24 protein-coding genes and 3 pseudogenes are annotated in these 26,343 nt (G+C 64.5%); 15 read left to right on the plus strand and 12 right to left on the minus strand.

Features of this window, described 5'->3' with window-relative positions:
- Window positions 1–2 precede the first annotated feature (2 nt).
- The 3 genes from hpaR (E6B08_RS10435) (at window position 3) to E6B08_RS10445 (ending at window position 2,792) form a co-directional block, all read left to right on the plus strand.
- Window positions 3–425, plus strand: coding sequence for a homoprotocatechuate degradation operon regulator HpaR (gene hpaR / locus E6B08_RS10435; protein WP_136913925.1), 423 nt, complete (start codon window positions 3–5; stop codon window positions 423–425).
- Between the two features lie 189 nt (window positions 426–614).
- Window positions 615–1,784 (plus strand): p-hydroxyphenylacetate 3-hydroxylase oxygenase component, encoded by a 1,170-nt coding sequence (locus tag E6B08_RS10440; RefSeq protein ID WP_136913926.1) that lies wholly within the window; start codon window positions 615–617, stop codon window positions 1,782–1,784.
- A gap of 75 nt (window positions 1,785–1,859) precedes the next feature.
- The gene (locus E6B08_RS10445) at window positions 1,860–2,792 is read left to right on the plus strand and encodes a p-hydroxyphenylacetate 3-hydroxylase reductase component (protein ID WP_136913927.1); all 933 of its coding nucleotides are present in this window, start codon (window positions 1,860–1,862) and stop codon (window positions 2,790–2,792) included.
- Window positions 2,793–3,016: 224 nt separating this feature from the next.
- Here the strand turns inward: E6B08_RS10445 and hpaI are convergent, their stop codons facing one another.
- The 8 genes from hpaI to E6B08_RS10485 all read right to left on the minus strand — a co-directional run bounded on the left by hpaI (window position 3,017) and on the right by E6B08_RS10485 (window position 10,461).
- Window positions 3,017–3,820, minus strand: a complete 804-nt coding sequence (gene hpaI / locus E6B08_RS10450) for a 4-hydroxy-2-oxoheptanedioate aldolase (RefSeq protein ID WP_136913928.1) — start codon at window positions 3,818–3,820, stop codon at window positions 3,017–3,019.
- A 10-nt stretch (window positions 3,821–3,830) separates the two neighbouring features.
- Window positions 3,831–4,634: a 2-oxo-hept-4-ene-1,7-dioate hydratase gene (hpaH, locus tag E6B08_RS10455; RefSeq protein WP_136913929.1), complete on the minus strand. Its 804-nt coding sequence runs from the start codon at window positions 4,632–4,634 to the stop codon at window positions 3,831–3,833.
- A gap of 18 nt (window positions 4,635–4,652) precedes the next feature.
- Window positions 4,653–5,960 carry an MFS transporter gene (locus E6B08_RS10460; protein WP_136913930.1) on the minus strand — a complete coding sequence of 436 codons (1,308 nt, stop codon included), beginning with the start codon at window positions 5,958–5,960 and terminating at the stop codon, window positions 4,653–4,655.
- Window positions 5,961–5,999: 39 nt separating this feature from the next.
- Entirely contained in the window at window positions 6,000–6,410 is a 411-nt protein-coding gene (locus E6B08_RS10465; RefSeq protein WP_136913931.1) for a 5-carboxymethyl-2-hydroxymuconate Delta-isomerase, read from the minus strand.
- A 50-nt stretch (window positions 6,411–6,460) separates the two neighbouring features.
- Window positions 6,461–7,384 (minus strand): 3,4-dihydroxyphenylacetate 2,3-dioxygenase, encoded by a 924-nt coding sequence (gene hpaD, locus E6B08_RS10470; protein ID WP_136913932.1) that lies wholly within the window; start codon window positions 7,382–7,384, stop codon window positions 6,461–6,463.
- 172 nt (window positions 7,385–7,556) lie between these two features.
- The gene (hpaE, locus tag E6B08_RS10475; RefSeq protein ID WP_136917371.1) at window positions 7,557–9,017 is read right to left on the minus strand and encodes a 5-carboxymethyl-2-hydroxymuconate semialdehyde dehydrogenase; all 1,461 of its coding nucleotides are present in this window, start codon (window positions 9,015–9,017) and stop codon (window positions 7,557–7,559) included.
- Window positions 9,018–9,022: 5 nt separating this feature from the next.
- A complete protein-coding gene (locus E6B08_RS10480) occupies window positions 9,023–9,790 on the minus strand; it encodes a fumarylacetoacetate hydrolase family protein (protein ID WP_136913933.1) in 768 nt (255 codons plus the stop codon).
- On the minus strand, window positions 9,787–10,461 hold the full coding sequence (locus E6B08_RS10485; RefSeq protein WP_136913934.1) for a fumarylacetoacetate hydrolase family protein: 675 nt from the start codon (window positions 10,459–10,461) through the stop codon (window positions 9,787–9,789). Before E6B08_RS10485 ends, E6B08_RS10480 begins: the two co-directional genes overlap by 4 nt.
- A 174-nt stretch (window positions 10,462–10,635) precedes the next feature.
- On the opposite strand from E6B08_RS10485, the gene hpaA reads away from it, so the two are divergent.
- The 3 genes from hpaA (at window position 10,636) to E6B08_RS10500 (ending at window position 13,467) form a co-directional block, all read left to right on the plus strand.
- Window positions 10,636–11,568, plus strand: coding sequence for a 4-hydroxyphenylacetate catabolism regulatory protein HpaA (gene hpaA, locus E6B08_RS10490; protein ID WP_136913935.1), 933 nt, complete (start codon window positions 10,636–10,638; stop codon window positions 11,566–11,568).
- Between the two features lie 169 nt (window positions 11,569–11,737).
- Complete coding sequence (gene hpaR / locus E6B08_RS10495; RefSeq protein WP_136913936.1) at window positions 11,738–12,160, plus strand: homoprotocatechuate degradation operon regulator HpaR; 423 nt, start codon at window positions 11,738–11,740, stop codon at window positions 12,158–12,160.
- A gap of 131 nt (window positions 12,161–12,291) precedes the next feature.
- Entirely contained in the window at window positions 12,292–13,467 is a 1,176-nt protein-coding gene (locus E6B08_RS10500; protein WP_238349306.1) for a Bcr/CflA family multidrug efflux MFS transporter, read from the plus strand.
- 130 nt (window positions 13,468–13,597) lie between these two features.
- On the opposite strand, the gene E6B08_RS10505 is transcribed toward E6B08_RS10500, so the two are convergent.
- On the minus strand, window positions 13,598–13,825 hold the full coding sequence (locus tag E6B08_RS10505; RefSeq protein WP_136917373.1) for a hypothetical protein: 228 nt from the start codon (window positions 13,823–13,825) through the stop codon (window positions 13,598–13,600).
- Window positions 13,826–14,410: 585 nt separating this feature from the next.
- Between E6B08_RS10505 and E6B08_RS10510 the strand changes: the two genes are divergently transcribed.
- The gene (locus E6B08_RS10510; RefSeq protein ID WP_136913937.1) at window positions 14,411–14,614 is read left to right on the plus strand and encodes a hypothetical protein; all 204 of its coding nucleotides are present in this window, start codon (window positions 14,411–14,413) and stop codon (window positions 14,612–14,614) included.
- Between the two features lie 7 nt (window positions 14,615–14,621).
- Here E6B08_RS10510 and E6B08_RS31305 read toward each other — a convergent pair whose 3' ends face one another.
- Window positions 14,622–14,945, minus strand: coding sequence for a LysR substrate-binding domain-containing protein (locus E6B08_RS31305; RefSeq protein WP_136913938.1), 324 nt, complete (start codon window positions 14,943–14,945; stop codon window positions 14,622–14,624).
- Here E6B08_RS31305 and E6B08_RS31090 point away from each other — a divergent pair.
- From E6B08_RS31090 to E6B08_RS10530, 3 genes and pseudogenes are all read left to right on the plus strand, one after another.
- Window positions 14,875–15,210: pseudogene (locus tag E6B08_RS31090) on the plus strand (hypothetical protein); the annotation flags it as partial. The gene E6B08_RS31305 and the pseudogene E6B08_RS31090 sit on opposite strands and share 71 nt — an antisense overlap.
- Before the next feature lie 226 nt (window positions 15,211–15,436).
- Window positions 15,437–16,531 carry an NAD(P)-dependent alcohol dehydrogenase gene (locus E6B08_RS10525; protein ID WP_133331606.1) on the plus strand — a complete coding sequence of 365 codons (1,095 nt, stop codon included), beginning with the start codon at window positions 15,437–15,439 and terminating at the stop codon, window positions 16,529–16,531.
- Between the two features lie 48 nt (window positions 16,532–16,579).
- Window positions 16,580–18,057, plus strand: a pseudogene (locus E6B08_RS10530) (DASS family sodium-coupled anion symporter).
- Window position 18,058: 1 nt separating this feature from the next.
- Here the strand turns inward: E6B08_RS10530 and E6B08_RS10535 are convergent.
- Complete coding sequence (locus tag E6B08_RS10535; RefSeq protein ID WP_136913939.1) at window positions 18,059–18,961, minus strand: LysR family transcriptional regulator; 903 nt, start codon at window positions 18,959–18,961, stop codon at window positions 18,059–18,061.
- Between the two features lie 117 nt (window positions 18,962–19,078).
- On the opposite strand from E6B08_RS10535, the gene E6B08_RS10540 reads away from it, so the two are divergent.
- From E6B08_RS10540 to E6B08_RS10565, 5 genes are all read left to right on the plus strand, one after another.
- On the plus strand, window positions 19,079–19,969 hold the full coding sequence (locus tag E6B08_RS10540) for an NAD(P)-dependent oxidoreductase (RefSeq protein WP_136913940.1): 891 nt from the start codon (window positions 19,079–19,081) through the stop codon (window positions 19,967–19,969).
- Between the two features lie 3 nt (window positions 19,970–19,972).
- Entirely contained in the window at window positions 19,973–21,490 is a 1,518-nt protein-coding gene (locus E6B08_RS10545; protein ID WP_136913941.1) for an aldehyde dehydrogenase family protein, read from the plus strand.
- 4 nt (window positions 21,491–21,494) lie between these two features.
- Entirely contained in the window at window positions 21,495–22,652 is a 1,158-nt protein-coding gene (locus E6B08_RS10550) for a M20 aminoacylase family protein (protein ID WP_136913942.1), read from the plus strand.
- 279 nt (window positions 22,653–22,931) lie between these two features.
- The gene (locus E6B08_RS10560) at window positions 22,932–23,807 is read left to right on the plus strand and encodes a LysR family transcriptional regulator (protein WP_136913943.1); all 876 of its coding nucleotides are present in this window, start codon (window positions 22,932–22,934) and stop codon (window positions 23,805–23,807) included.
- 104 nt (window positions 23,808–23,911) lie between these two features.
- A complete protein-coding gene (locus tag E6B08_RS10565) occupies window positions 23,912–24,838 on the plus strand; it encodes an AEC family transporter (protein ID WP_136913944.1) in 927 nt (308 codons plus the stop codon).
- A gap of 4 nt (window positions 24,839–24,842) precedes the next feature.
- Here E6B08_RS10565 and E6B08_RS10570 read toward each other — a convergent pair.
- Window positions 24,843–26,171, minus strand: a pseudogene (locus E6B08_RS10570) (DUF3100 domain-containing protein).
- Window positions 26,172–26,343 lie beyond the last annotated feature (172 nt).

Consider the following 26,343-nt stretch of genomic DNA (forward strand, 5'->3'; position numbering starts at 1 on the left):
GCATGACCACACCAAGACCTTCCCTGACGCTCACCTTGCTGCAGGCGCGCGAGGCCACCATGGCGTTCTTCCGCCCTGCGCTCAACGCCCATGACCTGACCGAACAGCAATGGCGGGTGATTCGCATCCTACGCCAGAACGGCGAGCTGGAAAGCCACCAATTGGCCGAGCTGGCGTGCATTCTCAAGCCCAGCATGAGCGGTGTGCTCAAGCGCCTGGAGCGCGACGGCGTGGTTGCCCGGCGCAAGTCGCCGGAAGACCAGCGGCGTGTGTTCATCAGCCTGACGGTAAAGGGGCAGCAGGCGTTTCTGGCGATGAGCGAGGAAATGGGCCGCAACTACGACCGCATCCTCGGCCAGTTCGGCGAGGACAAGCTGCAGCAGTTGATGCAGCTGCTCGACGAGATGAAGAAGATCAAGCCCTGAAGCGCTCGGCGCCAGAAACGCCTGCGGCGGGCCTTTCGAGCAAGGCATGGAAAGTGCAATTTTACCCCCGTAACGTGCATTTCTCGGCCTCATTCATCGCCACATACTGAACGCGTCATCAAGAGTTCTCGGCTGCCTGGTGCTGTGCTGGGCCTGCGCGCTGACTATCCAATAATAAAGAGACCGTTCATGAAAAAGCCAAATCCCCTGCTGGAAGATCTCAAAGCCCTCCTGCCGACCATCGCCGCCAATGCGTTCCGGGCGGAGCAGGAACGCTGCGTGCCGGCAGAGAACATCGCCTTGCTCAAGAGCATCGGCCTGCACCGCGCGTTTCTGCCCAAGCAGTTCGGTGGCCTGGAAATCTCGCTGCCTGAGTTCGCCCAGTGCATCGCCCTGTTGGCCGGTGCGTGCGCCAGCACGGCCTGGGCCATGAGCCTGCTGTGCACCCATAGCCACCAGATGGCGATGTTCTCGCCCAAGCTGCAGCAGGACGTCTGGGGCAGCAACCCTGACGCCACCGCCAGCAGCAGCATCGCGCCGTTCGGTCGGACTGCTGAGGTCGAGGGCGGGGTGAGCTTCAGCGGCGAGATGGGCTGGAGCTCCGGTTGCGACCATGCCGAGTGGGCCATCCTCGGTTTCCGCCGGCCCAACGCAGAAGGTACCCAGGACTACTGCTTCGCCGTGCTGCCGCGCAGCGACTACGAAATCCGTGACGACTGGTACGCAGTCGGCATGAGCGGCAGCGGCAGCAAGACGCTGATCGTCAAGGATGCATTCGTGCCCGAGCACCGCATCCAGAAAGCCAAGGACATGATGGAAGGCAAGTCGGCAGGGTTCGGTCTGTACCCGGACAGCAAGATCTTCTTCGCTCCGTACCGTCCGTACTTCGCCAGTGGTTTTTCCACCGTCAGCCTCGGCATCGCCGAGCGCATGCTGGAGGTGTTCCGCGAGAAGACCCGCAACCGCGTGCGGGCGTACACCGGTGCCGCCGTCGGTGCTGCCACCCCGGCGCTGATGCGCCTGGCCGAGTCGACCCATCAGGTAGCCGCGGCGCGAGCGCTGCTGGAAAAGAGCTGGGACGAGATCGCCGAGTACAGCGAGCGCCACCAATACCCGTCGCGCGGCACCCTGGCGTTCTGGCGCACCAACCAGGGCTACGCGGTGAAGATGTGTATCCAGGCAGTCGATCGTTTGATGGAGGCGGCCGGTGGCGGCGCCTGGTTCGAGAGCAACGAGCTGCAGCGCCTGTTCCGTGACGCGCACATGACCGGTGCCCACGCCTACACCGACTACGACGTCTGCGCGCAAATCCTTGGCCGCGAGCTGATGGGCCTGGAGCCCGATCCAGCGATGGTCTGAGCCACGTTCTGGCCGATCCCGACACAACCACAATAACGATGAGGGCAGGCCGCAGGGCCTGCCTGGGAGTCTTGCATGTCCAATCCAACCGATTTCGATACCCGTGCCTTGCGCCGCGCCCTGGGCAATTTCGCCACCGGCGTGACCGTGGTCACCGCCGCCGAGCCCCGTGGCCGCAAGGTCGGCGTGACCGCCAACAGCTTCAACTCGGTATCGCTGGACCCGGCGCTGATCCTTTGGAGCATCGACAAGCGCTCCACCAGCCTCGAGGTGTTCGAGCAAGCGTCGCACTTTGCGGTGAACATCCTGGCCGCCGACCAGATCGACCTTTCCAACAACTTCGCCCGGCCCAAGGAAGACCGTTTCGCTGGCATCGAATACGAGCAGGGCGCCGGTGGCGCGCCGCTGTTCGCCGACTGCTCGGCGCGCTTTGAGTGCGAGAAGTACCAGCAACTGGACGGTGGCGACCACTGGATCCTGGTCGGCAAGGTGGTGGCCTTCGATGACTTCGGTCGCTCGCCGCTGCTGTACCACCAGGGCGCCTACTCGATGGTGCTGCCGCATACCCGCATGACCCAGCGCAGCGAGGGCCAGGCACCGAGCAGTCACTTCCAGGGCCGCCTGCAGCACAATCTGTACTACCTGATGACCCAGGCCCTGCGTGCCTACCAGGCCGACTACCAGCCGCGTCAGCTGTGCACCGGTCTGCGCACCAGTGAGGCACGCATGTTGATGGTGCTGGAAAACGATGCCGGGCTGAGCCTGAACGACCTGCAACGTGAAGTGGCGATGCCGGCCCGTGAGATCGAGGAGGCAGTGGCCAACCTCAAGCGCAAGGGCCTGATCGCCGACGACGAGGGCCGGGTGCGATTGTCGGTCAAGGGCGTGGATGAAACCGAGGCATTGTGGACCATCGCCCAGGAACAGCAGGACAAGGTGTTCGAGCAGTTCAGCGCCGAGCAGCTCGAGACCTTCAAGACCGTGCTCAAGGCGGTCATCCAGATGTGAGGGCCGCGTGTTTGGCAAGGCTGGGCGACCCAGCCCCTGTGGGAGCGGCCTTGTGTCGCGATGGGCCGCATAGCGGCCCCGCGTTTGGCGGAGCTACTTGATCTGCCGGTGCCGCTATGCGGCCCATCGCGACACAAGTGTCAGGTGCTTGGATTGGAGCAAGGTAAAAGCAACCCCAACAAAAACGGCGCCATCAGGCGCCGTTCTCGTTCCTGGGCAGTCACTCAATAGACGCTGCTGCCCGCACCTGCAGCAACCGGAACATCCTTGAACTTGCCCGCCAGCGTCTGCAACCCCCGCATCAGTACCGTGGTATCGACCCCGACCGCGACGAACGCCGCACCCAGTTCGATGTAGCGGCGTGCCAGCTTCTCGTCGGCGCTGAGAATCCCCGCTGCCTTGCCGGCCTTGCCGATGCGTACGATGGCGTCCTCGATGGCCGCCTGCACCTCGGGGTGCCCAGGGTCTCCTCGATGGCCCATGGCCGCGCTGAGGTCGGCCGGGCCGATGAACACGCCATCGACGCCTTCGACCGCGACGATCGCGTCCAGGTTGGCCAGGCCTTCGTTGTTCTCGATCTGCACCAACAGGCACATCTGCGCGTCGGCCTGGTCGAGGTAGCCGGGGATGCTGTTCCAGCGCGAAGCACGCGCCAGCGCACTGCCTACGCCACGCACGCCCTTGGGCGGGTAGTGCACGGCCTTGACCAGCTGGCGGGCCTGTTCGGCGCTCTCGACCATCGGTACCAGCAGCGTCTGCGCGCCGATATCCAGTACCTGCTTGATCAGCGCGGTATCGCCGATCACCGGGCGGATCACTGGCTGGCCAGGGTAGGGCGCCACCGCCTGCAGTTGCGCGAGCATGCCGCGCAGATCATTCGGCGCGTGTTCGCCATCGATCAGCAGCCAGTCGAAGCCTGCGTTGGCGGCAAGCTCCGCGCAATAGGCGTCGGCCAGGCCGAGCCACAGGCCGATCTGCGCCTGGCCGCTGCGCAGGCGTTGCTTGAAGGTGTTGATGGGCATGTCCATGGCAAAGTCCTCAAACGAACCGGCAGGCGATCGAGCCGAGCATGTCGTAGTCGACGTGGAAGGTGTCGCCCGGACGCGCGGCCACTGGGCGGGTGAACGAGCCGCCAAGGATGATCTGGCCAGGCTCCAGGGTGATGTCGTACGGGGCCAGTTTGTTGGCCAGCCAGGCAACGCCCTTGGCCGGGTGGTTGAGGACTGCGGCGCTGACGCCGGACTCCTCGATCACGCCATTGCGGTAGAGCACCGCTGGCACCTTGCGCAGGTCGATCTCGGTAGGGCGCACGGCGCGCCCGCCCATGACCACGCCGGCGTTGGCGGCGTTGTCGGAAATGGTGTCGAACACTTTGCGCGTGACCTGAGTGACGGGGTCGACCTGCTGGATACGGGCGTCGATGATCTCCAGTGCCGGGATCACCCATTCAGTGGCGTCCAGGACATCGAACACGGTGACATTGGGGCCTTTGAGCGGCTTGCCGAGAATGAAGGCGAGCTCGACCTCGACACGCGGCACGATGAAGCGCTCGAAGGGGATGTCGGTGCCCTCGTCGAACAGCATGTCGTCGAGCAGGGCACCGTAGTCGGGTTCGGTGATGTTCGAGGAGACCTGCATGGCCCGCGAAGTCAAACCGATCTTGTGGCCGACCAGCTTGCGCCCAGACGCGATCTTCTTTGCGACCCAGGCGCGCTGGATGGCGTAGGCGTCCTCGATGGTGATGGTCGGCTGCTCAAGGGAAAATTGACGGACTTGCTCGCGCGAACGCTCGGCTTGGTCGAGACGGTCGGCGGCTTGCTGGATGAAAGCGTTATCGAGCATGACAAGGATTCTCTTCGTTCAAGGATTGACGATGGCGGCCCGGGTGCGCAGCACCAGCAGGCCACCGAGGCTGATGAAGACGGCCAGGGTGTAGAGCGCGAGACTTGCGCTTTGTGTGGTGTCACGGACCCAGCCGATGAAGTAGGGGGCGGCGAACGACGCAATGCTGCCCAGTGAACTGATCAGGGCAATCCCGGCGGCCTGGGTGCGGGCATTGAGGAACGCCGGCGGCAGTTGCCAGAACATCGGCAATGCAGCGCTGGCACCCATGCCTGCCAGCACCAGCCCGGCCAGTACCGGCCAGGGTTGCGCAGGTGCCAGGCCCGTGATGGCGATGCCGGTGGCGGCCATCAGCAAAGGCACGCACAGGTGCCAGCGGCGCTCGCGCTGGCGGTCGCTGGAGCGCCCGCAGGTGAGCATGAACGCGCAGCCGGCCAGGTAGGGCAGCGCGCTGAGAAGGCCAACGCTGGCGTCGCTGCCGATGCCCGCACCATGGATCAGGCTAGGCATCCAGAAGGCCAAGGTATTGACCGCCAGCATCACCGCGCAGTACACCGCCACCAGTAGCCAGATGGCCCGGCTGGTGATGATCCCGCCCAGCGACGTTACGGTCTTGCGTTGCTCTTCGGTGGCGAACTGCGCACGCAGCGTGGCCTTTTGTCGTTCGTCGAGCCAATGGACGTGCTCGAAGCGCTCTGGCAGTGCAGCCAGTACCACCAGCCCCAGCACCATGACCGGTGCGCCTTCGAGCAGGAACATCCATTGCCACCCGCGAAGCCCGCCGGTGTCATGCATGAATGCCAGGATCGCCCCCGACAGCGGTCCGCCGACTACCCCGGCCAACGGCACGGCGATGGCAAATAGTGCGGTGACCTGACCCCGGCGCCCGGCAGGGTACCAACGGTTCAGGTAGACCAGGATGCCGGGGAAGAAGCCGGCTTCGGCAGCACCCAAGGCAAAGCGCAGCAGGTAGAACGCGCTGCTGCTTTCAATCATCAGCATGCTGGTGGACAGCGCGCCCCACACGACCATCAGCGTGGCTATCCACCGACGCGGGCCGATGCGCTCGAGTATCAGATTGCTCGGTACACCGAACAGCGCATAGGCGATGAAGAACAGGCCCGCGCCTAGGCCATAGACTGTGTCGGACAGTTGCAGGTCTTGGCTCATCTGCATCTTGGCAAAGCCGATGTTGATGCGATCGAGGTGAGCGAACAGATAACAGACCAACAGCAGCGGCATTAACCGCCAAGTGACTGCGCGATGGGTAGCGTCGGCCAGTTCGGCCTGGGTTGGAGCCGGCGAGGCATGTTCGAGTGTGCTCATGGTTTTTGTACTTGTTGTGTGATGAGGCAGCGGGCGGCATCAGGCCGGGCGATTGAACAGCGGGTGCAAGGTGCTGTGCTTGGCGTCGTAGACCTGCTGGGTGCTTTCGTCGATCTGCAGCGTCAAGCCGATCGGGCGTTGTTGCAGCAGCCCGTGCAGGCGGGCCTTGAGCACCTGCAGCAGGTTGTCGCCGACTGCCTTGTGCACGGCGGCGCTGCGGCCGCTCCCCATGCGCAGGTTGGCGTACAGAAAGCCGTACTCGCCCTTGCCGTCGGCCACCGTGCAGTGTGCGGCCGGGTAAGCCAGCACGCGGGTGCCTCCGGTGGGGAACACGGCCTTGCCGGCTTCGTCGCGCTGTTCGAGCATGCTGTCTGCGAGAGCGCGGCACAGGCCGGAAATGTCGGCATCGCGTTCCAGGTCGGGTGTGTAGAGCAGAACCAGGTGGGGCATGACGGGAGTCCTCGTCAGGGCGGCCGCCCGGTCGCCCGGGCGGGTGCGGATTACAGGCGGCTGGTGGATACCACATTGGCCGGGTTGGCGGCCTGCGCGGCGGGGATGGTCGAGCCATCCTGTGGGGTGACCGGGAAGATCGCGTTGATCTGGCCGGTGCCCGAGGAGCCGAAGTAAGGGGTGACCACCTCGGCCTTGCCGTCGTACTTCGACCAGCCCAGGGCGCCGAGCAGCATCGCGGTGTCGTGCATGAAGCCTTCACCGTGGCCTTTGGCGGCGTACTCCGGGAGCATCCCGCAGAACGCATCCCACTCGGCGTTCTCCCACATCTGCACCACGCGGTGGTCGAGGGTTTCCAGGAACGGGCTCCAGACCTTGGTGGCGAAGTCCGGAGCCTGGCCATTCTGCGCGAAGCGGTGCGACAGCGAGCCGCTGGCCAGGAACGCGACGGTGCCGTCGTAGTGGTCTTCCACGGCTTTGCGCATGGCCCAGCCGAGGCGGGCGCTGTCGGCCAGGTAATGCGAGGTGCACAGCGCCGAGACCGAGATCACCTTGAAGTGCTGGTCCTGGTTCATGTAGCGCATCGGCACCAGGGTGCCGTATTCCGGGCCCAGGGTGGTGGCGTGGTGGGCCATGGTCTCGACGCCGAAGGCATTGCACGCTTCGCCCAGGATCAGCCCCAGTTCCTTGTTGCCGGGGAAGGCGTAGGGCATGTTGCTGATGAAGTGCGGCAGCTCGTTGGAGGTGTAGACCCCCTCGAAGTGCTCGCCGCAGAGGATGTGGTAGTTGGCATTGACCAACCAATGGGTATCGAACACGACGATGGTGTCCACGCCCAGTTCACGGCAGCGGCGGCTGATCTCGTAATGCCCATCGATGGCTGCCTGGCGAAAGCCCTGGCGCGGGCTTGGCAGTTCGGACAGGTACATGGACGGTACATGGGTAATCTTGGCAGCGAGAGCGAGTTTGCCCATGGGAATCTCCGGTAAGACGCTGTTGTTGTTTTGGGGCTGTAGGAGCGGCCTCGTGCCGCGATGGGGCGCGCAGCGGCCCCCAAATTCCAGCTTCGTTGCCGATATTGCCGGGGCCGCTTCGCGCCCCATCGCGGCGCGAGGCCGCTCCTACAGGATCCATGCCGCGATCGGGTCACACGCCCCAGCGCGGGATGTGATGGCTGCCCATGGAAATGCACACGTTCTTGATCTCGGCGAACACTTCGAAGCTGTACTGGCCGCCTTCACGGCCGGTACCGGAGCCCTTCACGCCGCCGAACGGCTGGCGCAAATCGCGCACGTTCTGGCTGTTGATGAAGACCATGCCGGCTTCGATGCCGCGGGCCAGGCGGTGGGCCTTGCCGATGTCCTGGGTCCAGATGTACGAGGCCAGGCCGTACTCGGTGTCGTTGGCCAGTTGCAGCGCCTCGGCTTCGTCCTTGAACGGGATCAGGCAGACCACCGGGCCGAAGATCTCTTCCTGGGCGATGCGCATCTTGTTGTTCACGTCGGCGAACACGGTCGGCTGGATGAACTGCCCCTTTGCCAGGTGGGCCGGCAGGTTGGCCGGGCGCTCCAGGCCACCGGCGACCAGGCGTGCACCTTCCTCGATGCCGATGCGGATGTAGCCGGTGACCTTGTCGTAGTGCTGCTGGGTGATCATCGAGCCGACCTGGGTCTTCGGATCGGTAGGATCACCCACGATCAGGCGCTTGGCGCGGGCGGCGAACTCGGCGACGAACTGCGGGTACACGCTTTCCTGGATGAAGATGCGGCTGCCGGCAGTGCAGCGTTCGCCGTTGAGCGAGAAGATGGTGAACAGCGCGGCGTCCAGGGCGCGCTCGAGGTCGGCGTCCTCGAAGATCAGCACCGGCGACTTGCCACCCAGCTCCATCGAGTATTTCTTCAAACCGGCGGTCTGCATGATCTTGCGACCGGTGGCAGTGCCGCCGGTGAAGGAAATGGCACGTACGTCGGGGTGGCGCACCAGGGCGTCGCCAGCGGTGGCGCCGTAACCCTGGATCACGTTGAGCACGCCATTGGGGATGCCGGCCTCGACGGCCAGGCGGCCCAGTTCGTTGGCGGTCAGCGGTGACAGTTCGCTCATCTTCAGCACCGCGGTGTTGCCCAGCGCCAGGCACGGCGCGGTCTTCCAGGTGGCAGTCATGAACGGCACGTTCCACGGCGACACCAGGCCACACACACCGACCGGCTGGTACAGGGTGTAGTTGAGCATCTGGTCGTCGACCGGGTAGGTGTGGCCGTCCATGCGCGTGCAGACTTCGGCGAAGAAGTCGAAGTTGTGCGAAGCGCGCGGGATCAGCACGTTCTTGGTCTGGTGAATCGGCAGGCCGGTGTCGAGGGTCTCCAGCTCGGCAAGCTTCGGCACGTTCTGGTCGATCAGTTCACCCAGCTTGCGCATCAGGCGGGCGCGTTCCTTGGCCGGGGTGTTGGCCCATTTCGGGAAGGCGTCCTTGGCCGCGGCCACGGCCTGGGCGACTTCCTCGGCACCACCGCTGGCGACTTCGCAAATGGCATCGCCGGTGGCCGGGTTGTAGTTGACGAAGGTGTCTTTGCTTTCGACCTCACGGCCGTTGATCCAGTGCTTGATCATGCTGCTCATGCCTTGTTGTTCTTGAAGAAATCAGCTTCGCTGACGATTCGGTTGACCAGTCGACCCACACCTTCCACTTCCACCACCACTTCGTCGCCCGGCACCACGTCGGCCAGGCCTTCCGGCGTGCCGGTGGCGATCATGTCGCCCGGTTGCAGGGTCATGAAGCTGGAGAAGTATTCGATCAGGAATGGGATGTCGAAGATCATGTCCGCGGTGGTGCCTTCCTGCTTGAGCTCACCGTTGATCCAGGTGCGCAGCTTCAGGTCGCTCACGTCCGGCACCTCGGCGGCATCGACGATCCACGGGCCGACCGGGGTGGTGGCGTCGCGGTTCTTCACCCGCAGGTTGGGGCGGTAGTAGTTTTCCAGGTAGTCGCGGATGGCGTAGTCGTTGCACACGGTGTAGCCGGCGACGTACTGCAGGGCGTCCTCGCGCTTGACGTTCTTCGCCGGTTTGCCGATGACCGCGACCAGCTCGCACTCGTAGTGCATGTACTCGACGTTGTCCGGGCGCCAGGTCACTTGGTTGTGGCCGGTGTAGGTGCCCGGCGACTTGATGAAGGCCAGCGGCTCGGTGGGGGGGGTGAAAGCCAGTTCGCGGGCGTGGTCGGCGTAGTTCAGGCCCAGGGCGAACATGCTGCCGCCTGCCGGTGGCAGCCACTCGACCTGATGCTCGGCCAGCAGGCGGCCATCGGCCAGGCGCACGGCGTTGTCGGCCTCGACGGTGACGGCATGGACGCTGCCCTCATAACGGATGCGTGCGTGCTTCATGCCTGGTTCTCCGACTCGGCGACGATGGTGTTGGCCAGGCGGCCAAGGCCTGTGATCTCGACTTCGACGTGATCGCCGGGCTTGACGTCGACGCGCCCCTCCGGGGTGCCGGTGATGAGTACGTCGCCGGCGTGCAGGGTCATGAATTCGCTGAGTTCGGCGATCAGTTGCGCGATGCTGCGGACCATGTTGGCGGTGGTGTTTTCCTGTACCACGGCGCCGTTGACGTAGAGCTTCAAGGTCAATTGGTGCGGGTCGGCGATCTGCGCCACAGGTACCAGTTCCGGGCCGATGGCGCAGAAGCCGTCGCGGCACTTGGCCTTGACCGCCGGGCGGTAGTAGCTGTCTTCGGGCAGGCTGTATTCGTTGACGATGGTGTAGCCGGCCACGTACTCCAGGGCATCGGCGGCGCTCACCCGGCTGGCGTCCTTGCCGATCACCACGCCCAGGGCAGGGCCTGGCTGCAGGCGTTCGACACCGGCGGGGTAGATCACATCCGCACCATGGGCGTTACGGGTGTTCGGCGTCTTGATGAACAGCACCGGCTTGACCGGGGCCTGTTTGTACGGTGGCTGTTCGAACTCGGCCAGACGTTGCTGCAGCAGACCGTTGTAGTTCAGCGCAACGCCGAACAAGGTGCCGTTCGCAACGTCATGCAAGGCATGGCTCATGCTTTTCTCCTGACAGTGGTGGGTAGCAGGCGCTGCCCAGTCATATTGTTAATGTGTTAACGTTATAATTAAGATGTTAACGAACGTCAAGGCTCCCGGCTGTGGCTTCCGTCGCGTGGCGGGTGCAACATGGAGCCAGGTCAACTCGGTCAAGCGATTAGCGAGCAAGCAGTGATGAGCGATCGGCACCCCATCCCGAACATCAACATCGGTCAGGTCTACGACCAGCGCTATAGCGACAGCGAGGTGCATTACGACCGGCTCGGCAACCTGGCCGGGTTCTTTGGGCGCAACATGCCGGTGCACCGTCACGATCGCTTCTTCCAGGTGCATTACGTGAAGTCGGGCACGGTGCGGGTTTATCTGGACGACCAGCAGTTCATCGAGTCGGGCCCGATGTTCTTCCTCACGCCGCCGACGGTGCCGCACTCCTTCGTGACCGAGTCCGACAGTGACGGGCATGTGCTGACGGTGCGTCAGCAATTGGTGTGGCAGTTGATCGAGGCCGATGCGAGCCTGCTGCCGCCGGGGCTGCAGGTGCGTCCGGCCTGTGTGGCCCTGGCCAAGGTGCCCGCCGCCGACCAGGCCGAGGCGCGGCGCCTGGAACATTGGCTGGAGGCGCTCAGCGAGGAATTTGCCAGCCCTCATCCGGGGCGCGATGCGGCGCTGCAATCGTTGACCAGGCTGATCATGATCAGCCTGCTGCGGCTGTGCCCCAACTCGCAGGAAGCCACGCCGGCCCGGCACGAAGACCTCAAGATATTCCACCGCTTCAATGCCCTGATCGAGGCGCATTACCTCGAGCACTGGCCGCTGGCGCGCTATGCCCAGCAGATCGGTGTGACCGAGGCGCGGCTCAACGATGTCTGCCGGCGCATCGCCGACCTGCCGTCCAAGCGCCTGGTGCTGGAACGGCTGATGCAGGAGGCCAAGCGCCTGCTGCTGTTTTCGGCAAGCTCGGTGAACGAGATCTGCTACCAGCTCGGCTTCAAGGACCCGGCCTATTTCAGCCGGTTCTTCAACCGTTATGCCAATCTCACGCCGGGTGAGTACCGGCAGCGGCAGGGGCAATTGCAGGAGAGTGGCCACGTTGGGGCACCTGGCTAGCGTTGTGATTGTTTGCCGACGATGCTCGCACCTTGCCCGCTGGGCTTGAATGGGTTTTCCGTGGATCAGCTTGCACTTTCCATGGCCGGGGCAGGGTACCGGGGTGGTTGCTGCCGGGGGCGGTTGCGCCTAATCTTGGCAGTCGTACCCACCTGCACAGGCTTTACCGATGACCCGGACGCAACCTTCGCTCACCCTCAGCCTGTTGCAGGCGCGAGAGGCCGCGATGGCATTTTTCAGGCCGCTGCTCAACGAGCATGACCTCACCGAGCAGCAATGGCGGGTGATCCGCATCCTGCATCAGCAGGGTGAACTGGAAAGCCACCAACTGGCGCACCTGGCATGCATTCTCAAGCCGAGCATGACCGGTGTGCTCGGGCGCCTGGAACGCGACGGCATGGTCAGCCGGCGCAAGTCTCCCGAAGATCAGCGGCGGGTGTTCGTGACCCTGACCGAGAGTGGCCAGGACTGCTTCGCGGCGATGCGCGAGGGCATGGAGGCCAACTACCGCAAGATCCAGGCGCAGTTCGGCGAAGACAAGCTGGAACAGCTCATGGTGTTGCTGAACGACCTCAAGCGCATCGCTCCCTAGACGCCGGCGAGTCATTCGTAGCTGCACCGAGCTGACGACCCTATCGATCAATTCATTCAAGTGTTAACTATTTTGGCTCGGTCGGCCACGAATGTTAAGATGTTATCGAACTGATCCGAGGAGCACCGCGCTTGAGCAATCCTAGTCGCCTGATCGTCCTGTTGGCCGGGCTGGTAGCGTTCGCCCCTTTGTCGATCGATACCTACTTGCCGAGCCTGCCTGCCATTGCCCAGGACCTGGCCGCCGATGCCACCGGGGTGCAGTTGACCATCGGTGTGTTCCTCGCCGGGCTGTGCCTGGGCATGCTGTTCCATGGGCCGAGCGCCGACCGCTACGGGCGCCGGCCAGTGCTGCTGTGGGGCATGTTGTTGTACCTGGGTGCGACCATCGGCTGCCTGCTGGCGGGCAGTATCGAGCAACTGATTGCCTGGCGCTTCCTGCAAGGAGTGGGGGGCGCGGCTGCCGCAGTGTTGGCCCGAACCATCGTGCGTGACCTGTTCCCGTTGAACGAGGCGGCGCGGATTCTCTCGCTGATGCACCTGGTGACCATGCTCGCTACCCTGGTCGCGCCACTGGCTGGCAGCTTCCTGATGTTGCTGCACGGTTGGCGCACGATCTTCGCCGGGCTGTTCTGCTTCGCCACGATCTGCCTGGTGGCCAGCGTGTGGTGCATTCCCGAGACCCATCCGGCCGACAAACGCACAGGTTCGCTCGGTGCGGCGCTGGCCGGTTATTGGCACATCGCACGCAACGGCCAGGCATTGGCGTTCATCCTGTGCATGGGGTTGTCCTTTGGCGGCATGTTCGCCTTCATCACCGCATCGCCGTATGTGTACATCGAATACTTCGGCGTTTCGCCCCATGGCTATGGCTGGCTGTTCGCGCTGAACATCGCCGGGGTGATCGTGGTGACGCTGCTCAATGCGCGGCTGGTCGGCAAGCTCGGCCCGTTGGCGATGCTTGGCGTGGGTGCGGCGATCGTCACGTTGGCGGCATTGGGCTTGGGTATTTTCGGTGGGCTGGGGCTGCTTGGGCTGGGTGGAATCGTCGCGCTGGTGGTGCTGTATGTCAGTGTCACGGGCCTGATGGGGGCCAATTGCGTGGCCAGTTTGTTGAAGCTGTTCCCCTGCAATGCCGGGGCTGCCGCTGGCCTGGCGGTGTCGACCCAATTCGCCATGGGCGCGGGGTTCAGCGCGCTGGTCGGTGGCCTGGCCGACGGCTCGCCAAGGCCGATGTGCCTGGTGATCGCGGGCGCGGGGCTGGGGGCTGCGCTGTGCTACCTGTGGTTGCGGGGGCGTGGCAAGTAGAACCTGCCCCTGTGGACACTGGCTGTCCTGTAGGAGCGGCTTTAGCCGCGAACACCGGCGCAGCCGGTGCCAGGCACCGCATCATATTCATCGCGGCTAAAGCTGCAAGAGATACCCTCTGACCCCATCATCAATCGGAGCCAAAGTTCTCCTTCAACGCTTCCAATTGTCCACACTGCTCACTCGTCAGGCGACTGATGATACGAATCGCCTGATGGATTCCTGCAGTGTTACGGAAACTCAGGCGGGGATTATGTTCACATTCCAGCACCTCATCGTGCTGCACCAGGGCTTCGCCTAGCAGTTCAAGCGTCCAGGCGTAGTTTTGAATCAGGTCCAGTCGCTCCGCATCAGTCATGACGCACCTGCTCGGCCTTGATGCCGCAAGTGGAGTCAGTGTGAATTGGATAAAAACGGTGAGGTTTGGGAGCAGCCGTGGTGCGGCGGCGAACGAATGCGAGGATCCGGGCAAGACTGAAGATAGGCATGCATGAAACTCCAAGTTTAGGTTGGAGCCGCCACGTATCGTCGCCAAACAATTGGGTGGCAGCTGTACGTAGGTTGGCGAACCGGGAACTTGGAACCCGGCAGGCCCGAAGGCCTCCCACGCACAGCCGCCATGGCACGAGGCTGCGAGCACAAAAAAAGCGCCTGCAGTCGTGTGGGGGCGCTGTTGCGCCAAGTTATCCGGGTCGCCAAACCCAGCCGCAGAATTTGCTGCGACGCCGATGACTCTATCTTCTAGGCACTCATGTCGCAAGCGTAGATAGCCTTGGTTTACTGTCACGAAGTTTTATCGCAGCTACAACCGAGGGGAGGTTATTCGCTTGGCGCCAGCCTGACGGACATCGAATGGGTGGTCAGTGCCCGCTGCGCTGCTGCTGACTTCGGCGCTGGCATGCATCGGCCATTGCTTCCAGGAGGAAAAAGAGCGGGCCAGGGCGTGGGCTTTCTGGGGTACTTCGATGGGGGTGACAGCGCGGGGGCGATGAGCCCGGTGCCTGCGGCGTTGCGCGAGCAGGTTGGGCAATTGGCCGAAGCTGCGTTCGTCAGTGGGTTCGGCCAGGTGCTGCTGGTGGCTGGGTTGGCGGGGCTGCTGGCAGCGGTGGTGGTGGGCGTCTATCTGCGCAGGCCGTTGCCGGCGTGATACAGGGTCAATTGCCGAGGCTGTTGTCCATGCCTTCACGCAGCAATGCCACGAAAGCGCTCGCCGCAGGCGACGCAGCCTTGGGCCAGGCGGCATAGAGGATGCGCCGTGGCGCGTCCTGCACCGGGATCGCCACGACCCCCCGCACGTTCGCCGCCACCGATTCCGGCACCAGCCCGGCTGCCAGGCCGCGCATGACGAAGTCGGCCATCAGCTCCACGTGGTTCACCTCGAAGCGTACCTGATGAGCGAGGCCTGCGGCTGCGCGCTCGCTGGGTGCGCTGGTAATCGGGGTGCTGGTGCTCGACCTGGCCGTGCAACTGGTGCACATGAGTAACCAGAATGCGATCTATGCGTTGCGACCGCAGGCGCGAAATCGGCTTAACGCGGGGTACATGACCTGTTATTTCCTGGGTGGGGCGGGGGGATCGGTGTTGGCGGCTTGGCTTTACGCGAGTGCGGGGCGGGGTGGGATCGTGGTGGCTGGGGCGGGATCGCGCTGGTGGGGGTTGGCGTGGGGCTGTGGGCTGCGAAGCGCGGGTTGCGTTGAGCGCATCCGGGTTATGCAGAGGCTTGGCGGGCCTCTTCGCGGGTAAACCCGCTCCTACAGGATCAACGCCGAACCAAAGCGCGGCGCTGTTCCTGTGGGAGCGGGCTTGCCCGCGAAGAAGCCCGGGAGGGCGACGCACGGTCGCATAGCGCATTTCGCGAGATGGCCTAAGCTCGTTGAGGCGTCTGCGACAGCCCTGCCGTGCCCCCGGTGAGTGTTCAGCGGGTTGGGCCACGCGACACAGGACAGCTATTCATTCAGGAGCTACGAACATGGCAACGATGAAGGCAGCGGTTTTCGTGGAGCCAGGTCGAATCGAACTGGCAGACAAACCCATCCCCGAGGTCGGCCCGACCGACGCGCTCATCCGGCTGACCACGACCACCATCTGTGGCACCGATGTGCATATCCTCAAGGGCGAATACCCGGTCGCCAAGGGCCTCACCGTCGGCCATGAGCCGGTGGGGGTGATCGAGAAGCTCGGCAGCGCGGTCAAGGGCTACACCGAGGGTCAGCGGGTGATCGCCGGGGCGATCTGCCCCAACTTCAATTCCTATGCCGCCCAGGACGGCGTGCCCTCGCAGGACGGCAGCTACCTGATCGAGCGCGGCCTGTGCGGCTGCCATGGCTACAAGGCCACCGCGGGTTGGCGTTTTGGCAACCTGATCGACGGCACCCAGGCCGAGTACGTGCTGGTACCGGACGCCGAGGGCAACCTGGCGCCGATTCCCGATGGCCTGACCGACGAACAGGTGCTGATGTGCCCGGACATCATGTCCACCGGCTTCAAGGGCGCGGAAAACGCCAACATCCGCATTGGCGATACCGTGGTCGTCTTCGCCCAGGGCCCGATCGGTCTGTGCGCCACCGCCGGGGCGCGGTTGCTGGGGGCATCGACCATCATCGCGGTGGATGGCAACGACCACCGGCTGGGCATCTCACGCAGCATGGGCGCCGACATCACCTTGAATTTCAACCAATGCGACGTGGTCGACGAGATCATGAAGCTCACCAAGGGCAGGGGCGCGGACTCGTCCATCGAGTGCCTGGGCCTGCCCAGCACCTTCGAGCAGGCGATCAAGGTGCTCAAGCCGGGCGGCACGTTCTCCAGCCTTGGCGTCTATTCCAGTGACGTGAAGATTCCGCTGGCGGCCTTCGCCGCCGGGCTGGGCGACCACAAGATCAACACCGCGCTGTGTCCGGGCGGCAAGGAGCGCATGCGCCGGTTGATGAGCGTGATCGAGTCGAACCGCGCCGACTTCGGCTCGTTGGTCACCCATCACTACGCGCTCGATAACATCGTCGAGGCCTATGACCTGTTCGCGCATCAGCGCGACGGTGTGCTGAAGATCGCTATCAAGCCATAGTCAACGAAGGGTCGCGTGCCGGGCATGGCTGCCCGGCAGGGAGGGCGCATGGCGCAGGATGTCGGAAGCACGGAAGGTTTCAGCGTGCCCTGGGGGCTGTTGCTCGGATTGCTGGCCTGCATTGCGGTATTGATGCTGCCCGAGCAACCTGGCTTGCCCGTCGCCGGCCAGCGCATGCTGGGCATCCTGGTGTTCGCGGTGATCGTCTGGATCAGCGAATCGGTGTCCTACGAGGTCAGCGCCATCCTGATTCTCGCGTTCATGGCATTTCTGCTCGGCAGTGCGCCCAGCCTGGCCCATCCCGAGCAGTTGATAGGCACCAAGGACGCCCTGGCCATGGCCCTGGGCGGCTTCGCCAATTCGGCGTTGGCCCTGGTGGCTTCGGCGTTGTTCATCGCTGCGGCCATGACCCATACCGGCCTGGAGAAGCGCATCGCGCTGTACACCCTGTCCAAGGTCGGTGCCAGCACCCGACGGGTGCTGATCGGTGCCACCGTGGTGACCATCCTGCTCAGCTTCATCGTGCCCAGTGCCACTGCACGTGTGGCGTGCGTGGTGCCGATCATCATGGGCGTGATCGCGGCGTTCGGGGTCGACAAGCGTTCGTCGTTCGCGGGGGCTTGATGATCCTGGTAGCCCAGGCGACCAGTATCTGGAACGTCGGTATCCAGACTTCGGCAGCGCAGAACCTGCTGACCGCAGGCTTCATGCACAAGCTGCTGGGGCAGTCGGTGACCTGGCTGGACTGGCTGATCGCCGGCGCGCCGTGGAGCATCCTCATGTCGTTGGTGCTCTATGCGGTGATCGTCAAGGTCATGCCGCCGGAAACCGATCGCATCGAGGGTGGCAAGGAGGCGGTGCGCAAAGCCCTGGCCGAGCTCGGCCCGATGACCCTCAGCGAGCGCAAGCTACTGTGCGTGTCGCTGCTGTTGCTGGCGTTCTGGTCCACCGAGGGCAAGCTGCACAGTTTCGACACCGCGTCCACGACCATTGCCGGCCTTGCCTTGCTGATGCTGCCGGGCCTTGGCGTAATGACCTGGAAGCAGGCCCAACCGCGCATCCCCTGGGGCACGGTGGTGGTGTTCGGCGTCGGCATCAGCCTGGGCGGCGCAGTGCTGGCCACCGGTGCCGGCGGTTGGCTGGCCAAGCTGCTGGTGACCCACCTGGGGCTCGAAGCGCTGTCGCCGCTGTGGGTGTTTGCCCTGTTGGGGGGCTTCCTGATCGTCATCCACCTTGGGTTCGCCAGTGCCACGGCGCTGACCTCGGCGATGCTGCCGATCATGATCGCGTTGTTGCAGCAGCTTGGCGGCGAAATCAATCCGCTGGGCATGAGCATGCTGCTCGGCTACGTGGTCAGCTTCGGCTTCCTGCTGCCGATCAATGCCCCGCAAAACATGGTGTGCATCGGCACCGAGACGTTCACTTCCAAGCAGTTCCTGCGCACCGGCATCTGGCTGACCCTGGTGGGCTACCTGCTGATGCTGCTGTTCGCTGCCACCTGGTGGCGCTGGCTGGGCTGGATCTGAATCATCCCTTGAATGCGGTCATCTCCTGCAGCATGGCCAGCAGTCGGCTCGCACCCACGCCGAGTTGACGGCCCAGGCGGGTGATCAGTTGCGCCTCGGGTTGGCTGAACACGTCATGGTGCAGGGGCAGGGCGACCAGTTGCCCGCGGGCCAGCTCTTCCTCGACGACGAATTGCGGCAGCAGGGTGACCCCGCCCTGCATCGCGTAGCGCTTGAGCATGGCGATGGTGCCGCAGGTCAGCGTCGGTGTCAGCGCCACGCCCAGTTGGTGCTCGGCGAGGGTGAGGATCTGGCGGATGCCATAGGAGACGTTGGGCAGTGCCAACCGGTACTTGTCCAGCCCCACCAGTGGGATGGGGTTCTTCGAGGCGGCCAGCGGGTGCTCGGCGTTGACCACCACCCTGACCGGCTGTCGGCGGCGGATGTGCGCGCGGATCTTCGGGTCGTTGGCCGGGTTGAACACCAGGCCGATGTGCGATTCGTCCTCGACTACCTGGCGAATCACCTCGTTGCTGCCGCACACGTTTATCAGGATCTCGATCTTCGGGTACTGGCTGGAGAACTGCGTGAGCACGTTCGACAGGCCTTCGATGAAGCCTTCGCCCACCGAAAGCACGATGCTGCCGGACTGCAAGCCCCGTAGCGCCTGCAGCGAGTCGAGCAGGATTTCCTGTTGGGTCAGGCGCTGGCGGTAGTAGTCCAGCACTCGCTCACCGGCTTCGGTCGGCTTCACGCCGCGCCGATGGCGCTCCATCAACGGTGCACTGAGCTCCTGTTCGAGCTGCGAGATATGCCGGCTCACCGCCGAGGGCGCCACATCCAGTGCATCCGCTGCGGCCCTGACGCTACCCAGCCTCACCGCTTCGAAGAAATACAGTATCCGACGATCTTGTACCAGGCTCATGGTTATCCTGTGTTGCGCTTATCGCAACAAAATTCTGATTTTTGGATTATTGCTGGTGAACTTGTGGGCTGTCCATACTCGACCCATGGGTTCGGATGGCATTCTCAGGAAAACAACATGGCTATCAAAGTGGGCGTAATCGGCCTTGGCAACATGGGTGGCGGTATGGCTGCCACGTTGGCAGGCAAGGGCTTCGAGGTCAGCGGTTTCGACCTTTCCGACAGCGCGTTGGCCGCGGCGCAGGCCAAGGGCGTCAACCCGGTCAAGGACCGTGGCGAGCTTATCCGCAGCGTACAGGTGCTGATCCTGTCGCTGCCCAAGGCAGAGCATGTCGAGGCTGTGTGCCTGGGCGAGCAGGGCGTGCTGCAACTGGGCAACGCCGGGCTGATCGTCGTCGACACCACCACCTCCACGCCGGAGGCCAGCCGCAAGGTCGCCGCCGAGCTGCGGGCCAAGGGCATCGCCTTCATCGACGCGCCAGTGTCGGGCGGCCCGAAAGGCGCGGCCAGCGGCACCATGTCGATGGTCATCGGCGCCGACGATGCCGACCTGGCGCGAGCCCTGCCGGTGCTCGAGGGCATGAGCGGGGTGCGTACCCATGTCGGTGGCGTCGGCGCCGGCAACGTCGCCAAGATCGCCAACAACATGCTCGCAGCCTGCCACCTGATCAGCACCGCCGAGGCGGTGAACATGGCCGCCAAGGCCGGCGTCGATCCCGCGAAACTGATCGAAGGCCTGAACGCAGGTTCCGGGCGCAGTGGTGCCAGCCAGGTGATGTTTCCCACCTGGGTGCTCAACAAGGCCTACGACTCGGGCTTCACCATGGGCCTGATGCGCAAGGACGTGGGCCTGGCCAGCGACCTGTGCAACGCCATGGACCTCGATCTGCCGCTGTCGCGCACCGTTGCCCAGCTGTGGAAGGCCAGCGCCGAGACCCTGGCCGACAACGAAGACTTCTGCGCGATCGTCCAGCGCACCAATGCCCAACTGTTCGGCCGTGGAGAATAATCGATGAGCACCGCCAATATTCTGGATTTGATGAGCCCGTTCTGGGGTGATGCCAGCACCGTCGGCAGCTACGTCGGCGGCGAGTTCGTCGTCGGGCAGGGCGCTGCCATCGAGGTGCGCAACGCCCATGACGACTCGCTGCTGATGACCTACGCCGACGCCGACGACAGCCTGGTGGCCAGGGCCGACAGGGCTGCCAAGCAGGCCCAGCGGCAATGGTGGGCGATGACCGCCCAGGCCCGTGGCCGGGTCATGTACCAGGTTGGCGCGCTGGTGCGTGAGCACGCCGAGGCCTTGGCCCAGGTGGAATCGGCCACGGCCAACAAGCCGATCCGCGATGCCCGCGTCGAGGTGGCCAAGGTCGCGGAGATGTTCGAGTACTACGCCGGTTGGGCCGACAAGCTGCATGGCGAAGTGATCCCGGTGCCGACTTCGCACCTGAACTACGTGACCTACGAGCCGCTGGGCAGCGTACTGCAGATCACCCCGTGGAACGCCCCGATCTTCACCTGCGGCTGGCAGATCGCCCCGGCGATCGCAGCGGGCAACGCGGTCATCCTCAAGCCCTCCGAGCTGACGCCGTTGAGTTCGCTGGCGGTGGGGGTGCTGGTCGAGCGTGCCGGTGCGCCGAAAGGCCTGGTCAACGTCATCGCCGGCTACGGTCACACCATCGGCCAGCGCCTGATCGCCGAAGCCGACATCCGCAAGGTGGTGTTCGTTGGCTCCCCGGCCACTGGCCGCCACATCGCCGTGGCGGCGGCCCAGCGCTGCATTCCCGCAGTGCTCGAGCTCGGCGGCAAGTCGGCCAACATCGTCTTCGCCGACGCCGACCTGGATGTCGCATTGCGGGGTGCGCAAGCGGCGATCTTCGCCGGGGCAGGGCAGAGCTGCGTCTCCGGCTCGCGGCTGTTGGTGCAGGCGTCGATCTTCGACAAGTTCACCCAGGCGTTGGCCGAGGCCGCCAAGCAATTCAAGATCGGTGACCCGGCCGACCCGGAAACCCAGATCGGCCCGATCAACAACCCCAAGCAGTACGCCCACGTCAGACGCATGGTCGAAGGCGCCCTGGCCGACGGTGCGCGCCTGGTCGGAGAAAACAGCGTGCCGCTGCCGGACGTTGCCGGTTACTACGTCAACCCGACCGTGCTGGCTGGCAACAACCAGATGTACTGCGCCCAGGAGGAAATTTTCGGCCCTGTCGTGGTCGCAATTCCATTCGAGGATGAAGAAGAAGCCATCCGTATCGCCAACGACAGCCGCTTCGGCCTGGCCGGGGGAGTGTGGACCCGCGACGTGGGCCGGGCCCATCGCGTGGCGCGGCAGGTACGCGCCGGCACCTTCTGGGTCAATGGCTACAAGACCATCCACGTCAGCTCGCCGTTTGGCGGCTACGGCGAAAGCGGTTACGGACGCTCGTCGGGCCTGGACGCGCTGCGCGAGTACAGCGAAGTGAAGAGCGTATGGGTCGAAACGGCCGCCAAGCCTGCGGCCAACTTCGGCTACGGCGCCAACCTGGAGTAACTGCATGAAGATCTCGAAAGCCCTTGTCGAAGACGCCCAGGCCTGGCGGCGGGCGTTCCACGCCCAGCCCGAACTGGGTTATCAGGAACACCGCACGTCGCAACGTGTCGCCGAGTTGTTGGAGGGCTTCGGGATCGACGTGCACCGAGGTCTGGGCGGCACTGGCGTGGTGGGAACGTTGCGCACCGGCAACGGCCCGACCATCGGCATTCGTGCCGACATGGATGCCCTGCCGATCCAGGAATTGGGGGAGCCGCAGCACAAGTCGGGGCATGCCGGCTGCATGCATGCCTGCGGGCATGACGGCCATACCGCGATCCTGCTGGCCACCGCCCAGCATTTGAGCGTGACGCGCAATTTCAGCGGCACCGTGCACTTCGTCTTCCAGCCGGCCGAGGAAAACCTTGCCGGTGCCCAGAAGATGATCGAGGACGGGTTGTTCGAGCTGTTCCCCATGGATGCGATCTATGGCCTGCACAACTGGCCGGGCTATCCGGCCGGCCAGGTGGTGATCAACCCAGGGCCGATGATGGCCTCGCTGGATACCTTCGAGATCCGTCTGACTGGCAAGGGTTGCCACGCCGCGATGCCAGAGAAGGGCGCCGATCCGATCGTCGCTGCCGCCGAGTTGGTGCTGGGCTTGCAGTCGATCGTGTCGCGGCGCTTGTCGCCGCTGGATTCGGCAGTGGTCAGCGTGACCCAGATCCAGGCGGGCGAGGCGATCAACGTGATCCCGGAATCGGCGGTGCTCAAGGGCACGGTGCGCTGCCTGCAGACGCCGGTGCGTGCCAAGGTGCAAGGGCTGATCGGCGAGTTCGTCGAACAGTTGCCGGTGGCGTTCGGGGTCGAGGGGGTGTTGACCTACAACGTGGGTTATCCGGTCACCGAGAACGACCCCGAGGCGGCGGCGCAGGTACGACGTGCGGCGGTGGCGGCGGTCGGCGAGGAGAACGTGCTGTGGGGCTGCAACCCGTCCATGGCATCGGAGGACTTTTCGTTCATGCTGCAGGCGTGTCCGGGGGCCTATGTGTGGTTGGGCGTGGACGGGGAGCAGCCGTCTGCGGCGCTGCACAATCCGTATTATGACTTCAACGACCAGGTGATCGAGCCTGGGGTGGCAGTGTGGAGCCGGTTGGTGGAGCAGCTGTTGCCGGCGGCCTGAAGCCCGCTACCTCCACACCGCGACGGATGGCACCGGCAGGCCGGTGTTCGCGGGTAAATCGGACCGCCGCACCGCCGCTCCTACAGATACGGCGCCGGCCCTGGCATCCGTGAAGGTCCGGTGGGAGCGGGCTTGCCCGCGAAGAATACGGCGCGGTCTATGGCACGGGCTTGGCCCGTGTTCGCCGGCGGGCAGGTTGCCCAGCAGGTGCAATAACGGCACGCCTCTGAGCCCGACTGGCTGGTAAGCTTCAGCTCACTGCCCTCCGGATAACCTGCCATGTCCCTGCGCGCCCTCCGCACGCTGCTCGCCATCGCCCAGCACGGCTCGTTCGTCCGTGCCGCAGAGGCCGTGCACCTCACCCAGTCCGCCGTCAGCCTGCAGGTGCGTGCGCTGGAAGAGGATTTCAACGCCACATTGTTCGACCGTTCCCGTCGCCTTCCAGTCCTGACCGACGCCGGGCATATCGCCGTGGAGCGTGCCCGCGAAATCCTCAGCCTGTACGACGGCATCGCTGGCGAAATCGGCGGCGACACCGAACTGCGCGGTCGCCTGCGCATCGGCGCGGTGCCGACCGTGCTGGCCGGGGCACTGCCCGCAGCACTCGCAGCCCTTGGCAGGGAGCACCCGAACTTGCGCCTCACCGTCAGCGCCGGCATGTCCGCCGAACTGTCCACGCGTGTGGAGGCCGGCGAACTCGACGTAGCCATCACCACCGAGCCCGTCCGGCCACACCCCTACGGCTTGGTCAGTACCGTGCTGTACGAAGACGGCTTCTGGATCATCGCGCCTGCGAGCTACACCGGGCAGGACCTGCAGCCGCTGCTGCAGTCGCAACCCTTCATCCGCTTCGAACGTCGGGCCTGGGCTGGGCGCACCATCGAGCGAGAGCTGCGCAAGATGCGCCTGCGGGTGCAGACGAGCATGGAGCTCGACAGCCAGGAAGCGATCATCCAGATGGTCGGTAACGGCCTTGGGGTGTCAGTGGTGCCCATGGCCAGGGAGCGCCTGGCAAGTCTGCCACAACTGGCTGCGCAGCCCTTCGGCACGCCCCAGAAGACGCGCCGCCTGGTGTTGCTCGAACGCGAGGACCGACCGATGCGCAAGCTGGCGGCAGCGTTGGCGCAGGCAGTCCAGGCGCATGCGCCGCACTGATCACTCATCAGAAAAACTCATTGATCACGAAAGTTTAAATCGATTTTATTCGTAGGTTGCCCCCCGTATGGTGAAGCCTTCACCGACCGCACCGAGGGTAACCGATGACCTACGCGCTGCTCATGGCGCTGCTGCCGATCGCGCTGCTGATCGCCCTTGGCGCCTGGCTCAAGCACCGTGCCTTCGTGGCCGACAGCTTCTGGCCGCAGGCAGAGCGGCTCGGTTACTACGTGCTGTTGCCTTCACTGTTTTTCCATGGCCTGGCCACCGCCAAGCTCGACGGGGTACCCGTGCAGGGCATGATCTCGGCGCTGGTGCTCTCGACCGTGGCGGTGGCGATTCTGGTGGTGGTTTCACGGGCGCTGGTCAAGGGCGATGACGCGGCGTTCACCTCGGTATTCCAGGGCGGCGTGCGCTTCAACAATTATGTGGGCGTGTCGGCGGCGGCTGGCTTGTTCGGCGCGCAGGGCATCGCCCTGGCGGCGGTCGCCAACGCGGCGATCGTGCCTACCGTGAATATCCTTTGCGTGCTGGTGTTCGCCTGGTACGGATCGGCGGGGCGCATGCCGCTCGGCAAGGTGCTGCGGCAAGTGGCACTCAACCCGTTGGTCGTGGCGTGCTTTGCCGGGATTGCCTTGCAAGCGCTGGGGACCGGGCTGCCGGCAGGTATCGAGCCGGTGCTCAAGGCCCTCGGGCAGGCTTCGTTGCCGCTGGGCCTGCTGTGCGTGGGGGCTGCTCTCGAGCTTGGCAGCGTGCGTCAGTGGCTGCGCCCGGTGGGCTATGCGTCGGTGGTGAAGTTTCTGGTCATGCCGGTGGTCACCCTGTACGCGTGCCACCTGTTCGGGCTGGACGGCAAGGCCGCCATCGCCGCGCTGCTGTTCCAGGCGCTGCCGACGGCCTCATCGTCGTACATCATGGCGCGTCAACTGGGCGGCGACGCGCCATTGATGGCCGGTATCATCGCCTGTCAGACCGTGCTGGCGGCGGTTGCGCTACCGGTGGCGGTCATCGCCCTGACGCCCTTCATCTGAACGGTCAGTGGAAGAACTCGGCGATCAGTACCGCGCCGATGAAGGTACCCAGGTTGGCCAGGAACGACACCAGCACGATGCGCCAGCCCAGGCGGCGGAAGGCTGGCAGGTCCTTGGCCACGGACAGCCCGGCGAAGGTCAGCATCGGCGTGATCACCGCGAGCATGTTCACCGAGTTGCTCAGGCGGGTGATCTCCGCAGCCCAGGGGCAGGCGGGGGAGGTGAGGAACATCGCCACCACCGACACCATTCACACCGCCGGCAGCTTGCGCTTGAACAGCGCGCACAGGCCTTCGCCGACGAACACCGCGAAGATCATGATGCCCATGCCGGCGAACGCATCGCCCGACAAGGTCTTGTAGCCGACGTAGTTGGCGATCAGCGCCAGAGCGCTGGCGGCGACCCAGGCGCTGATCTTGCCGGCCCAGCCCAGCTCGATGGTTTCCAGCGACACTTCGTCGTGGCTTGGGCCATGGGCCACGTTCGAGGCCTTGGTGGTGCGGCCGATCAGCGGCTCGAGCACGCGATAGCCCCATACCGCCAGCGGCAGCGAGATGAACAGGGTGAAGTAGGTGCCGATGGTGGTGGTGATCAGGTTGGCCGCAGCGGCCAGGGTCATCACCTCCTTCGCGACTTCCGGTGTTTGCTGCGCGGCGATGGCGCCGGCGGCCGCGGCCATCATGCTGCCCGAACCGATGCCCGAGCCCATGGCCAAGGAGTTGGGGTGGAAGATGTTCAGGCTGGTGATGAAACCGGCGACGATGGCGATGAACAGCGCGCCGAACAGCGTCCCAGTCAGGTATTCGGCAAGTACCCCACGGCCTTCGGGCGAATCCATGCCGTAGCGTTCGCCGATGATCGCCAGGCTTGGCTCACGGCCGACCGAGAACGTCGCGCCCACGGCCTCGCGCTTGATGCCGAGCAACAACGCCACGGGCAGGCCCAGCAGCACGGTGCCGACGAAGTGACCGAACTCCTGGAACACCAGGGCCCAGCCAGAGGCGAATACCACTGGCAGCGAGCCCCCGACCACCAGGCCGAGCTTGGCGATGAATATCAGCAGTGCCGGTTGCAGGATCGACGCCGAGCGTACCTGGGCGCGGGTATCGACGCCGATGGTGCCGGGCATGCGCTTGCTGGCGATGCCGACTGCAGCGCCCAGGATCAATGCCCAGACCATGGGCAGCAACACCACCTTGCCGGGGCCGACGGGAATACTGATGGAGCCGATGAGTTCGGCGAGGATGAGGATGATGGCGGCCCATACATACAGCTTCACGGTGGCCGACACCGCTCGGTGTTCAGCGAAAGACGCAGCTTGGATATGTTGCATGTGATTCCCCTGGCCTGCTGAAGGTCATGGCGACCTTCAAGAGTTGTTGTTTTTCAGGGGGTGTCGAAGACACCCAGGGCAGATTCGAAAGCCACCGTACCGATGGAAGCGTCGAGAGCGCACATGCAGTGTTTGGCAACGTCTTGTCGGGCGTTCGTCCACTGTTCTGTTG

Source organism: Pseudomonas putida, assembly GCF_005080685.1.
GTDB classification, from domain to species: Bacteria; Pseudomonadota; Gammaproteobacteria; order Pseudomonadales; family Pseudomonadaceae; genus Aquipseudomonas; species Aquipseudomonas putida_V.

Bases quoted from the DNA above. Each gene is read 5' to 3' on its own strand.
- hpaR (WP_136913925.1), top strand. From the start codon at position 3: ATGACCACACCAAGACCTTCCCTGACGCTCACCTTGCTGCAGGCGCGC.
- E6B08_RS10440 (WP_136913926.1), top strand. From the start codon at position 615: ATGAAAAAGCCAAATCCCCTGCTGGAAGATCTCAAAGCCCTCCTGCCG.
- E6B08_RS10445 (WP_136913927.1), top strand. From the start codon at position 1,860: ATGTCCAATCCAACCGATTTCGATACCCGTGCCTTGCGCCGCGCCCTG.
- hpaI (WP_136913928.1), bottom strand. From the start codon at position 3,820: ATGGACATGCCCATCAACACCTTCAAGCAACGCCTGCGCAGCGGCCAG.
- hpaH (WP_136913929.1), bottom strand. From the start codon at position 4,634: ATGCTCGATAACGCTTTCATCCAGCAAGCCGCCGACCGTCTCGACCAA.
- E6B08_RS10460 (WP_136913930.1), bottom strand. From the start codon at position 5,960: ATGAGCACACTCGAACATGCCTCGCCGGCTCCAACCCAGGCCGAACTG.
- E6B08_RS10465 (WP_136913931.1), bottom strand. From the start codon at position 6,410: ATGCCCCACCTGGTTCTGCTCTACACACCCGACCTGGAACGCGATGCC.
- hpaD (WP_136913932.1), bottom strand. From the start codon at position 7,384: ATGGGCAAACTCGCTCTCGCTGCCAAGATTACCCATGTACCGTCCATG.
- hpaE (WP_136917371.1), bottom strand. From the start codon at position 9,017: ATGATCAAGCACTGGATCAACGGCCGTGAGGTCGAAAGCAAAGACACC.
- E6B08_RS10480 (WP_136913933.1), bottom strand. From the start codon at position 9,790: ATGAAGCACGCACGCATCCGTTATGAGGGCAGCGTCCATGCCGTCACC.
- E6B08_RS10485 (WP_136913934.1), bottom strand. From the start codon at position 10,461: ATGAGCCATGCCTTGCATGACGTTGCGAACGGCACCTTGTTCGGCGTT.
- hpaA (WP_136913935.1), top strand. From the start codon at position 10,636: ATGAGCGATCGGCACCCCATCCCGAACATCAACATCGGTCAGGTCTAC.
- hpaR (WP_136913936.1), top strand. From the start codon at position 11,738: ATGACCCGGACGCAACCTTCGCTCACCCTCAGCCTGTTGCAGGCGCGA.
- E6B08_RS10505 (WP_136917373.1), bottom strand. From the start codon at position 13,825: ATGACTGATGCGGAGCGACTGGACCTGATTCAAAACTACGCCTGGACG.
- E6B08_RS31305 (WP_136913938.1), bottom strand. From the start codon at position 14,945: ATGTGCACCAGTTGCACGGCCAGGTCGAGCACCAGCACCCCGATTACC.
- E6B08_RS10525 (WP_133331606.1), top strand. From the start codon at position 15,437: ATGGCAACGATGAAGGCAGCGGTTTTCGTGGAGCCAGGTCGAATCGAA.
- E6B08_RS10535 (WP_136913939.1), bottom strand. From the start codon at position 18,961: ATGAGCCTGGTACAAGATCGTCGGATACTGTATTTCTTCGAAGCGGTG.
- E6B08_RS10540 (WP_136913940.1), top strand. From the start codon at position 19,079: ATGGCTATCAAAGTGGGCGTAATCGGCCTTGGCAACATGGGTGGCGGT.
- E6B08_RS10545 (WP_136913941.1), top strand. From the start codon at position 19,973: ATGAGCACCGCCAATATTCTGGATTTGATGAGCCCGTTCTGGGGTGAT.
- E6B08_RS10550 (WP_136913942.1), top strand. From the start codon at position 21,495: ATGAAGATCTCGAAAGCCCTTGTCGAAGACGCCCAGGCCTGGCGGCGG.
- E6B08_RS10560 (WP_136913943.1), top strand. From the start codon at position 22,932: ATGTCCCTGCGCGCCCTCCGCACGCTGCTCGCCATCGCCCAGCACGGC.
- E6B08_RS10565 (WP_136913944.1), top strand. From the start codon at position 23,912: ATGACCTACGCGCTGCTCATGGCGCTGCTGCCGATCGCGCTGCTGATC.